Genomic DNA, 12,677 nt, shown 5'->3' with positions numbered 1-12,677 from the left:
CTCTGCTATATTTTCTCGGCCCTTATGATTCCGCATTCGGGAACCTCGACCTCTGTTACCCCTTTCGAAAATACTACATTCTCCTCCCTTATCAAATTCCCTTGGCAATCATAGACTTTACAGGCATAGGCCCCCAAGTCACTTAAAATTTGAATGACCACCTGGGTAGCAATTTGGGCATTCAAGATATCAATTTGCGTATAGGCCCCATCGAGCTCCACGACCCAAGCATCATAAACCCCTATAATCAGGTGTCCGTTCTTAGACACCCGTTGGGTAGGATAATTGGCAAGTGGTTTAGAAGGAAGGAAGTATCCGTTCATAAGCAGGTCGGCATTTTCGTTCCAGTACTTGGTATAAAAGCCGATCATTTTCACATATGCCTCAGGTACTTCACTCAACATAACCGAAAGTTGGGGAACCCCAAAAAGCGTATTAATGACCTGAAGGGCGGCAATTTCCAAAGGCTCGTCCGCATGCCAAGTAACCATATCGGAATGTACCGCGGTATTTCCGGCGAGCATACGAATATCCGCAATGCGCAATCGGTTCATGGTAGCATCGCCCGGGCAATCAAAAGCCCTGAACATATTACCGTATTTTCGCATCGCGGGTCCCGTATACTTCTGTCTGAACTCAATAAAGATTTCGGGGTTAATTTTTGTCAAAGCGTCTTTTACATCAGTCAACAAGCGATCAACAGCTCCATTTATCGATGCATAATCGGCATCCGGCCCTAATTCAATAGGGGTATCTTTATAAAACCTGAAATCGTCGATAAAGTCAAGCTTGAAACCATCAAGATTCCAATCTCGGGCGGCATCGGTATAAATATCGATAAGGTATTGCCTGACATCGGGATAACGTGGATCAAAAACAGGTGCCCATCTATGGTCTTCGGTCAAGAATTTCCCTTTAAAACGTTTGTAGGCCTTTGATTTTTCACCACAGAAGGGAACGGAATACCAAAGAGCGACTTTCATACCGGTTTCATGCACACTTTTTACGAATTCCGCCATTTCAGGAATACGGTCTGGCTGCCAATCTCCCGTAAAATCATAGCCTCGGTTCGAATCGAAGGTCTGCCAACCGTCATCAATGATGATAGCTTGGTAGCCCAGATTTTTGGCCAATCGACACTCTTTCAAAAGCAAGGGTACGTCAAGGTTCTGATGAAACTGGTACCAGGTAGAATACAATGGCGTTTTAGCGATGTCGGGAACATAGGCCGGCTTCAATTGCTCAAAGGTTTCCCACCACGCAGCAACTGCCCGAAGGCTATCGGAAAAATGTCGGTCTTGATGATCCAAACGCAATTGGGCCTTAAAGTTTTTAAGCGGATAGTGTTGCTCGGTAAAAAAGGTAATGTGGCAATAGAAGCAATTATCTTCTTCCCGCAAACGGGCATTCATTTCCAGTTTATTGATAGCATTGGAACAAGCGAAGGTCAAGACATTGCCATCGCTATTCCCAAAAAGGGAAATTACGGGCGAATCGATGGAAATCCGTGACTCCATATTGTCAAGTTCCCAATCGGCCTGAATACGCTTATTGAAATCAGTTGTGGGTTTCCAAACGCCCTTTACGTCGATGGCCGGAATCTTCCATTGCAAGGTTATCGGTTTGGGAACCTCTTCAACATCACTGTTTACTTCAAAATCGTATAGCGTTACCCCTTCATCCCCATATACCTTATTCAGGGTGGTGCGGAAATTTTGTTTTTCCCCGATAATGGTTATTTCCGGGAAGCTTGTAATGGTAGTGTTTGCAATCATCTCAATTATATGCCAGAGGTTAATTTATGATACGTACTCTCATACTTTTTAGTTGAACAGGAAAAAGTAATCCCTCGTACGGAATGTTAGATAAAAACTGTAAGAAATTAGCTTATTAAGTAAATCATTCAATCTATGATACTCTATGCTACTATTCAAATATACAGCGTATCACAATGACTGCAAAACAAAATTCGCCCAATTATGCCCCAATGGCTCTATGAGCCCTAAAAAATTACTCAAAAAGGCCTATAAAAAAGGAATCCAACCTAAGAATTTCTCAGAATTGGATTCCTTTCAATACAATAAATACTTTTAGGAACGTCCCTAGAAACCGGATTAATATCCCGGATTCTGTTGTAACAATCCTTTAGAACGGTCGATTTCCGTTAGCGGAAAAGGAAGAACCTTGTACTTATCATCCCATGCACCACCAAAAATTTCGGCTCCGATACCCCATCTGGCGATATCGAAATACCGGTGTGGTTCCAATGCCAACTCCACCCTTTTTTCTTGCATCAATACATCCATGGGATCCAAAGAACGATCGACAGGACCTAAACCTGCCCTCTCGCGGATATCATCGATTTCATCGAAGGCCAATCCAACATCGCCACCACCCTGTATCAAAGCTTCGGCATAGAGCAATTTTAACTCGGCAAACCTAAACCATCTTTCATTGTTAAAATCGGCCGCACCGTTCGGAGACCTATTGGCCCCAACTGCATTTTCCTTTCCTAAATACTTTTTGGCACTTAAACCGTTCGAAGACCATTCGGGATCATAGGGTTCGGTAACCACTGAATTTGCCGACCAAACATAATAATCTTCACCTTCTTGATAGATGGTAGTTTCCAGTCTAGCGTCTCCCGGTTCATAAGCGTTCAAAAGATCTTCAGAAGGTATAAACCAACCTCTTTTCCCTCCAGGTGCGCCATTGGCCGCTCCCCAATGATAGCTTCGGGTCGTACCTTGCGAAGCCTTGAAATTTTCGGAGTGGGTATCATCGAATACCCAAATATTATCATCGGAAAACGGTCCGCCGAACTGAATCTCAAAAATAGATTCGGCGTTGTTTTCAAACAAATGACTGAAATTATTACTATACTCCGGCATCAACATATAAGGTCCTCTAAGAACCACATCTTCCAAAGCGGTAATAGCCGTAGGCCAGTCTTCTTTCCAAACATTGACCTTACCTATATACGATTTGGCCGCCCAAGAGGTAGCCCTTCCCGTATTTGAACCATCCCATTCCTCAGGAAGACCGGCAGCAGCATCGGCAAAATCTCCCAATATAGATGCGTACAGTTCTTCTTGGGTCGCATTCGGAAGCGCCAAATCATTAAGATCGGTCTTAACTTCTATGGCCAATGGCGGTGTACCGAACATTTTCAAGGCCTGAAAGTGAAACCATCCCCTTAAGAATTTGGCCTCGGCCCCAATAATGGTCTTGTCTTCTTCCGACAATTCGTTCTCGCCCTCTAAGTTCTCCAGAACCAAGTTGGCCCGATAGATCCCTTCGTAGATTTGGGTATAGGCAGCTCCATAAGGAACATCACTCGATCGAATCAGAAGTTTATCGATGTCTTGGGACACTGCGTCACCCACTTCGGTATCGGCCTCCGCATCATCGCTAATGACTACGGAAATTTTCCAATACTCTCCGTTCTCTCCCAAAGTTTCCGCGCTAATACCCCATAGATCCTGAATAGAGGAATAGGAAGCAAAAATAGCCCCATCAAAGTCTCCCCGCGTTTTATAAAAAGTATCGGCGGTAACCCTGTCCAAAGGCAAAAGATCCAGTTCTTTCTCTCCACACGAAAGCGCGAAGAGCACACTGGCAAGTATTATATATTTTTTCATGATAGCTATATTTTATATTAAGTGAACTAAAGTATGATTCTAATTAAATGTAACGGACCAACCCAATTGTACAATTCTCGGCAATGGAGAAGCACCTCCGTCTTGACCGCTAGCCAATGTAAAATCTCCTTTTTGAAAACTTTGGGTACGCCCCACCTCGGGATCAAAACCAGAGTACTTGGTAAAAGTGGCCAAATTTTGCACCCCTACATAAAATCGCATTCTAGAAACGAAATCACCCGTCCAACCTTTCAACTTTTCCGAAGGAAGACTATACCCAAACTGTATGTTCTGAATACGTAGGTAACCGGCGTCTTCGACCCAGCGGTCAGAAAAACGGTTGTTCCCATTAGGATCGTTTCTTACCAACCTTGGATGAGAGCTTGAGTTGGTAGTTCCTTCTCCTGTCCATCGATCGAGCACTTGCGTACTAAAGTTATTTGCCCCATCCAAGTTTTCCAAGCTTGTACGTGCTTGATTGTACACCTGCTGATCACCGACACCTCTAAAGTTTACAGAAAAATCAAAGCCTTGATATTCGCCTTGAAAATTAAACCCATAGAAAAAACCTGGGAAAGGGCTGCCTAAATAAGTTCTGTCCTCTGCATCTACTTTACCATCACCAGTTACATCTACAAAACGAATGTCCCCTGGAGACGGAGTACCGTTGGCATCTGGCAGTGCGGCAGCAACCTCGGCATCATTTTGATAAAGACCATCGGTCTTATACCCGTAAAAATGTCCTAGACTCTCCCCTACAATGGTACGGTGGGTATCAGGACCTCCTAGACCGGTAACTATCTGATCGATTTCCCCTAAATCCGTAACCTCGTTCTTAACCGTAGTAATATTGGCACCGATGTTAAAACTAAAATCTCCTATTTCATCGCCGTAATTCACGGAGAATTCCACACCGGAGTTCTTGATCTCACCAACATTCGCATCTACAGGCAAAAAGAAGCCTGATACGTACGGTACCGGAAGACCCAATAACACATCACTCGTTACCTTGCTGTAGTAATCAGCGGTCATGTTCAGCTTTCCGCCCATAAACGCCCCGTCGATACCTACATCCAATTGCGTACTCGTTTCCCATTTAAGGTCCCTATTCGCAAAATTCGTCGGTGCAGGTGCAATCTTAGTATCTTGACTATCACCTACCACATATCTAATATTGTTGTTCAAGGCTAGCAAGTATGCAAAGTTCAATCCTGTAAATTGGTTACCTGACTGTCCCCAACCTACACGAACCTTTAAATCATCTACAAAACCTTCTTGCGGAAAGAATTCTTCTTGAGAGATTCTCCAACCAGCGGAAACCGATGGAAAATAATCATCTCTGTTACCTTGGGCAAACCTTGAAGTTGCATCCCTACGAACGTTGAAGGTCGCTAAGTATTTTCCTTGAAAATTATAGCTCAAACGACCTAACCATCCTTGCAAAACCCAATTATCGGCTTCGTTGGCACCAGAAACCGTTGATCCCGTACCAGCAAAATTCTGGTTAAAAAGGTCACGCCCCTGAAGTCTCACCTTGTCAAATCGAAACTCAGTTTGCTCAAACCCGAAAAGGGCCGAAATATTATGGTTGCTACCAAAAGTCTTATCATAAGATAAGGTTGTAGAAGGCGTAAGCGTCAACTCAACAGGACGCGATGACACCAATAGTGATTGTCTTGGATTATTCCCTGCGTAATCGGTTGCGGCCTGGTAATATTCACCGCGTCCTACGTTATAATCCAAACCTAATGAAGCGCGTAATTTCAAGCCTTCAAGAATGGAAAGTTCCCCATAGAAGTTACCTAGGACCTTACGGTTTCGAATTGTGGTACTGTTAAGCCTAGTATCATTTCGCATGACATAGTTAGCCCCGGTACCATCACCACTAGTTTCTGGATTCTCTAGGTTATACCCAAAAGGGCCATCCCCGTAAATTTTATAATAAGGAGCGTTCAAGGCCGAATTGAACCCTGAAAAGAAGGCTCCCTCACTTTGCACCAAACGATCCGTTTGGCTTATCAACAAAGATTCCCCGAAACGCAATCTTTTGCCCACTTTAATATCGGAATTCGCTTTAAACGAATATCTTTCAAAGCTTTGCGCCAACTCAATACCTTCTTGGTCTAAATAACCTCCCGATATCAAATAATTGGCATTTTCACTACCCCCACTAACCGTAACGTTATGATTTTGAACAAATCCCGTTTGGAATATGGCATCTTGCCAATCGACAAATTCAGAACCACTGAACTCAGATACATCACGCCCCAATTGCCCTTGGATGTCGATGTATTGTTCAACATCTAAAACATCGTAACGATCTCTTATCTGGCTAAAGGAAGTATAGCCGTCATAGCTAACCTTGGCATCACCGGCCTTACCTCTTTTGGTCGTTACTATAATAACCCCATTTGCCGCCCTCGCACCATAAATGGCCGCAGAGGCAGCATCTTTCAAAACATCAATGGACTCAATATCACTTGGGTTTATACCTGCAAGCGGGTTAGAGTCTGTAGTAGAAGAGGTGTTAACGGTAATGTTACTGGTCTGAACGATGGGCACACCATCGATCACCCATAAGGGATCGTTTACCCCTGGGGTACCTATACCGCGAATACGCACATTGATAGGGGCACCAGGATCCCCACTCCTGTTGGTAATATTTACCCCGGAGAGCGTTCCTGCAAGCACTTGATCCGGACTGGTAATCGGCTTAGATACGATTTCCGCACTGCTAAGTGACCCCACGGCACCGGTAAGGTCGGCCTTTCGTTGCGTACCGTATCCTACAACGACCACCTCACTGAGGGTTTGTGCATCTTCAGACATAACAACATTAATTGTGGTTTGACCAGCAATAGTCACTTCTTGCTTGGAATAGCCCACATAGGAAAAAACCAAGGTAGAGCTACCCTCGGGCACCTCTATACTGTAATTTCCATCAAAATCGGAGACACTTCCTACAGTGGTTCCCTTTACCAAGACGTTTACACCGGGCAATACGCCCTGCTCGTCGGAGGTTGTACCTGAAATTGTAGTTTGTGCGCACAAAGATGTCACACTGAAGAAAAACAAGGCAACGAGCACGAAACCATGCGATCGAACCCTGTTTAATCTCTTAAAGTTCTGGTTCATAATGAGTAGTTTAAGTTAGTAATTAATTGAGTTAGTAATTTTACTTTTTTGTTTCTTTAAATATGTTAATAAACACAAAAAATCTTTCGACCATATTATCACATAATCACCCTTAAATGATAATATATACCAATATAATCCCTTTATTTTTAATAAAACAGAAATTAATAGGATTTGATATCCAAAAGTTTAACAAAATAGAAATAATCTATGCTACTTTGTGCTACAGGAGCAAAAATAAGTATTTTTTAAATACTAAAAACAAAAAATATAAGGTCTAATTGAGAAATACTCAATTTAGTGGGGAAAAATTATTAAATCGGAAACACGGCAACCTCGCTTATGTCGAACCAAAACTTTTGATCAAATGAAATTATAAGGAGTTGCGCTTAAAGAGTTTTGAAGTGACAACAACCTGCGAGACCACATTATTTTTAATGTGCTGAGCCGCCATAGTGGCCATATCCTTAAAATCTGTAGATATCGTGGTAATCCCCCCAAATGCAATTTCCTTGACCACATGGTCATTATGTGATAAAATACCGATGTCTTCACCGATAACCATATTAGAGTTGTGACAATCGCGAAGAAGCTCCCATAAGGAAGTATCGCTTATACAAAAATACAAGGTTCCTTTTTTGAGACTGCCCGCTTCGTAATCTTCCTCAACCCTTCCATCGATTCCGTATTCGGAAATAAATTTTTGAAAAGCTTTGTAAATACCTTCGGGATAATCCCTACTATGGGTAAAAAAGAGCACGAATTGTCCATACTTCTTAATCTTAGGAAGCAACTCTACCAACTTATCAAAGGTACTCTCCTCGAACTCCTGTGAAATATACGAATAGGGATCGGGCATCGGAAAGTAACGATCAACGATTAATAGCTTTTGGGGCTCTATACTTTCAAGTAGCGGCCGTATGCTCAAATCGGGCATTGGCGCCACGACGTACATCCCGTACTTTCCCTTTATATTGTTGAATATGGTTTCAAAAACCGATACATTATTATGATGGAAAAAGACATCGATTTGGTACCGCTTGCCCAACTCCTTCCTGAAGGCATTATAGAATTCTTCTTGAAAACGTTGAAACGAAAACAACAAGAGGGCAATTCTCAGCGTTACCTTGGTCTCATCACTAATAATAAAATACCCCTTTAACTTTTTCGATTCTACAAGCCCTCTTTCCTTAAGCTCTTCATAAGCCTTTACAATGGTTTTTCTGGCGTAGCCCACGTCACCCACCATCTTATTGATAGATGGCAGCTTATCACCGACCGAAAGTTCGCCGGTATTTAAAGCCTCTAAAACACCTTGCACGAGCTGTTCGTGCTTGGTGAGGGTATTCACTTCTTTTAGTCGATGGATTATGTGGAGTAATGACATTTAGCTGATTCAGTAATTAAAACTAATTTGTAAGTTTAATAATACAAATTTTACACGAATATACGTGTAAAACAAAATTTATAATGCACAAAAACAAAAATATTGACCTAGGAATATTACTATAAAAAAAATCCAACTTAAAAAACATAAGTGCCATGATAAACCTTTCTCGTATTACTCCTACACCTTAACAGTGGGACTTCCTTAAAACCAAACATTTCCAAAACAAGCCACTACCACCCATAGCACCAGTCCTCCCTTATTTTAGAACATTTTTGAAGACATTCCAAAACTTTTGAATTATTACACAAGAAAGCCATAAGCCATAATAGTATCTAACTAGGCTCTTCGCTGCCCTGCTCCTCCATCTTGGCTATATGGGCCACGGTCTTGACCAATCGGTTATGGTTTTTCACGAACGGATTGCTCTTATCCCAAACATACCCGGCCAGTACTGCACAAATCTGTTCTTTTATGGTTTCATTCTCTTGATTGTGAAAGAATATGGTCTGGAGGTTTCCGGTATACCATTCCGCCACGTAGGTCGAAAAGACATCCACCCCTTCCAGCATATAATCGGTGTATTCCGTTTGCCAATCCACTTCTTCCCCTTTAAGCGACTTCGTTATCAACTGTGCCGCCAAATGGGCCGACTCAACCGCAAAGGTCACCCCGGAAGAAAATACGGGATCCAAGAATTCGGCACTGTTACCGGTAAGCACGTATCCATTTCCATAAAGTTGTTTTACCGACTTCGCTATATTCTTTATCATTCGGGGCTCAAACGTGTAGTCCACTCCATCGAACCGATCAAAATAATAGCTCGACAGCCTCATCATTTGCCGAAGTTTTTCGGTATTGCTTCCTTCGAGTGACTCGAGATGCTCCGATTTCCCGACAAAACCGATACTCGTATATCCGTTGGAAAACGGAATGACCCACAACCAGGTATGCGTATCGATGACATCAAAAGTAATCATCGTTCCTTCCCTACCTTCAGGACGGTTTACATCTTTTACATGTGTAAATATGGAAGAATGCTCCGGTATTTTGGAAGGCTTCTCCAAATCTAACAAGCGCGGCAAGACCCTACCGAAACCACTGGAATCGACAACAAACTTGGCCTCAACGTTAAATTCGTTTCCATCGATATCCTTGATCCTGGTCACTGATGATCCATCTTCAGCGAAAGTAACGGTTGTCACCTCATGCTCAAAGGCAATATCAACGCCCCAAGATTGCAACTCATCGGTCAAGGCCTTATCGAAATCGGCCCGGGGCACCTGCCATGTCCAATCCCAGCCGTCCCCGTGTTTTTTACTAAAGTCAAAATTACAGACCACCCCTTTATTGTTAATAAATCGGGCACCGTCCTTAACCTCAAAATCCATGGCCTTTAGACAATCCAACAGACCCACGGCCTCAAAATGATCCATACAACGTGGAATCAAGCTCTCCCCTATGACAAATCGAGGAAACTTACCCTTCTCCACGACCTTAATATTCAACCCCTGTTTATGGAGGTAAGCGGCGGCTACCGAACCCGACGGTCCTGCCCCAATTATCAAAACATCAACCTTTTCCTGTTGCATATCGTTCACTTTTTATATGGGGCTCCTATGGTTTATGGCCTCCACAAAATGAAGATACATGACCCGAAGAAGCGTATTGTCTGCTAAATTAAGACATTGATTCACTAATTATTATAAATTTGCAATCCAAAATCGCTAATTTTAGCTTACGGAGTCTTATTTGAAGACGTCACTAAAATATTACAAATACCTCATAGAATCAACCATAGATGACGAAAATAAAAGGAACGTTGGGAATTGAAGAATTCTACAGCACCATCTTTAAAAACGAGCCAATATCAATAGACGAAAAAGTCATCAAGACCGTAAAAGACAGTTTTGATTTCCTAAAAGAGTTTTCAAAGAACAAAGTAATCTATGGGGTGAATACCGGTTTCGGGCCCATGGCCCAGTACAAAATAAAGGATTCTGAAACCATTCAACTCCAATACAACCTGATCCGCAGCCACGCTTCGGGCACCGGAAATCCGATACCTCCTAAATACGTAAAAGCAGCAATGCTGGCCCGATTGAACACCTTAAGCTTAGGGAATTCGGGCGTACACCCTTCGGTATTAGAGGTTATGACCACCTTGATCAACCAAGACATTACCCCACTCATTTACGAACATGGAGGCGTTGGCGCCAGTGGCGACCTTGTTCAGTTGGCACATTTGGCCCTGGTTCTTATCGGTGAGGGCGAAGTTTTCTACAAAGGGGTCAAAAGACCAACCGAAGAAGTTTTCAAAGAACTCAACATCACCCCGATAAAAGTGGAACTAAGGGAAGGTCTGGGCCTAATCAACGGAACCTCGGTAATGACGGGCATCGGGATTGTCAACACCATTTATACGCGAAGATTGCTGGAGTGGGCCATATGCTGCTCTTCCGCCATCAACGAAATCGTTCAGGCCTATGACGACCACCTGTCGGAAGATCTCAACCACACTAAAAGACATAAAGGCCAGCGCGAGATTGCACGCGCTATGCGAAGCCACTTAAAAGACAGTACCCTTACGAGAAAAAGAGAACACCACTTATACGTAGATAACAATGGGGTCTCCGTTTTTGAGGAAAAAGTACAGGAATATTACTCCCTACGCTGCGTTCCCCAAATTTTAGGCCCCGTACTAGACACACTCAACAATGTTGAAAGCGTACTTATCGAAGAGGTAAATTCTGCCAATGACAACCCCATCGTCAATGTAGAGAAAAAACACGTCTACCATGGCGGCAATTTTCACGGCGACTATATTTCCTTGGAAATGGACAAGCTCAAACTGGTAGTCACCAAAATGAGCATGTTGGCCGAAAGACAACTTAACTATCTTTTAAACTCAAAACTCAATGATATTCTGCCTCCTTTCGTAAATTTGGGCACCTTGGGACTCAACTTCGGTATGCAAGGGGTACAGTTCACCGCCACCTCGACCACTGCCGAAAACCAAATGCTGTCAAACCCCATGTACGTTCATAGTATACCGAACAACAACGACAACCAAGATATTGTCAGCATGGGCACCAATGCGGCCAATACCACCAAAAAGGTTATCGAAAATGCCTTTGAGGTACTTGCCATAGAAATGATAACGGTCGTACAGGCCATAGAATACCTTGACCTTAAAGACAAGGTTTCGTCCAAGACAAGAATGATGTACGATGCAGTTCGTAAAATAGTTCCCCCGTTTAAGGAAGACATTGTAATGTATCCTTATGTAAATCAAGTGAAGAACTATATTATTAACCATCAAAACAAAGAAGTAAAATGAAAACATTAGCATTTTTATTGGTACTCCTTATCAACTCATCGACTCTTCTTGCTCAAGAGTATGCCTTGGTCAGGGAAAATGGAAAATTTGGTTTCATCGACAAAACGGGAGCATACGTAATCGAACCTCAATTTGATAAAGCGGATAGCTTTTCCGATGGACGTGCCGCAGCACTTCAAGACGACAAATGGGGCTACATAGACATTTCGGGGAAATTTGTGATCCAACCCGAATACGACAGGGTAAAAATGTTCAATTCAGGACTTGCCTTGGTACTGAAAGACGACCAATGGCGCTACATCGACACCTCGGGCAAAGAATTAAAAACCCCTGCCAGCGAAAAGTATTACGACTTTGAAGAAGGGGTTGCCCTTTTTCGTTCAGGAGAAAAAATAGGCCTCTTAGGTACTGACGGCAAACTCATTCTAGAGCCTACTTACGACGCCATAAAAAAATTCAGGAATGGCCACGCCAAAGTGAACAAGGGCGAACTTTGGGGCATGATAAACACTTCTGGAAAAGTCGTCATACCCGTAGAATACGAAGAAATAGGAAACACCTATAAGGAAGCCGGTGTTTATGGGAAAAAAGATGGCACCTTTGGCATCATTCACAACGGAAGCTTTAACCCTATCGACAACGCCGACAAGGTGTACAACTTTCACGGAGATTCTAAACTTACTTACGCCTCCCGCGCCAAAAAAACGGGTTTTGTAAACAGTAAAGGAGAATGGGTATTAGAACCAAAATACACTAAGGCCAGGGCCTTCTCCCTCGGTTTGGCCCCAGTAGCCATCGGCAAAAAATGGGGATACATCAACGAAAAGGGCGAAATGGTCATTGAGCCCCAATTCCGCGATGCCGAAGTATTTTCAACAAACGGTTTTGCCCCCGTAAAGGACAAGGCCTGGGGATTTATTAACACCTCTGGCAAGGTCATCATTCCAATGGAATACGGTATTTCAGGGAATTTTGCCTTTCTAAAAGGATCTGAAGAAAAAGGTTTTGTCAACGGCTTGGCCCGGGTAAAATCAAAAAAAGGCTGGGGATATTTTAACGAACAAGGGCAATTATTGGGCGACAAATGGTTTCAGAACGCCGAACCCTTTGTATCCGTAAAATAAAAACATTCCTTTTTTTAACTACTAAATTTCGCTAGCTTTAATAAAACTAG

7 protein-coding genes are annotated in these 12,677 nt (G+C 42.9%); 2 read left to right on the top strand and 5 right to left on the bottom strand.

Features of this window, described 5'->3' with window-relative positions; genetic code table 11:
- Window positions 1–5 precede the first annotated feature (5 nt).
- From BW980_RS19715 to BW980_RS19695, 5 genes are all read right to left on the bottom strand, one after another.
- On the bottom strand, window positions 6–1,775 hold the full coding sequence (locus BW980_RS19715) for a glycoside hydrolase family 36 protein (RefSeq protein WP_076456881.1): 1,770 nt from the start codon (window positions 1,773–1,775) through the stop codon (window positions 6–8).
- A gap of 339 nt (window positions 1,776–2,114) precedes the next feature.
- Complete coding sequence (locus BW980_RS19710) at window positions 2,115–3,641, bottom strand: RagB/SusD family nutrient uptake outer membrane protein (RefSeq protein WP_076456880.1); 1,527 nt, start codon at window positions 3,639–3,641, stop codon at window positions 2,115–2,117.
- A 39-nt stretch (window positions 3,642–3,680) separates the two neighbouring features.
- Window positions 3,681–6,776, bottom strand: coding sequence for a SusC/RagA family TonB-linked outer membrane protein (locus tag BW980_RS19705; protein ID WP_076456879.1), 3,096 nt, complete (start codon window positions 6,774–6,776; stop codon window positions 3,681–3,683).
- Window positions 6,777–7,149: 373 nt separating this feature from the next.
- Complete coding sequence (locus BW980_RS19700; RefSeq protein WP_076456878.1) at window positions 7,150–8,163, bottom strand: GntR family transcriptional regulator; 1,014 nt, start codon at window positions 8,161–8,163, stop codon at window positions 7,150–7,152.
- 335 nt (window positions 8,164–8,498) lie between these two features.
- Window positions 8,499–9,755 carry an NAD(P)/FAD-dependent oxidoreductase gene (locus BW980_RS19695; RefSeq protein ID WP_076456922.1) on the bottom strand — a complete coding sequence of 419 codons (1,257 nt, stop codon included), beginning with the start codon at window positions 9,753–9,755 and terminating at the stop codon, window positions 8,499–8,501.
- Window positions 9,756–9,964: 209 nt separating this feature from the next.
- Between BW980_RS19695 and BW980_RS19690 the strand changes: the two genes are divergently transcribed.
- Complete coding sequence (locus BW980_RS19690) at window positions 9,965–11,503, top strand: flexirubin biosynthesis tyrosine ammonia-lyase FlxA (protein ID WP_076456877.1); 1,539 nt, start codon at window positions 9,965–9,967, stop codon at window positions 11,501–11,503.
- Window positions 11,500–12,627, top strand: coding sequence for a WG repeat-containing protein (locus BW980_RS19685; RefSeq protein WP_076456876.1), 1,128 nt, complete (start codon window positions 11,500–11,502; stop codon window positions 12,625–12,627). The genes BW980_RS19690 and BW980_RS19685 overlap by 4 nt, the downstream gene beginning before the upstream one ends.
- The last annotated feature ends 50 nt before the right edge of the window (window positions 12,628–12,677 follow it).

The sequence above is a fragment of the Zobellia uliginosa genome, assembly GCF_900156625.1.
Lineage (GTDB): Bacteria > Bacteroidota > Bacteroidia > Flavobacteriales > Flavobacteriaceae > Zobellia > Zobellia uliginosa.
The sequence above is the reverse complement of the archived record's forward strand: the minus strand, read 5'-3'. Positions and strand labels throughout refer to the sequence as shown.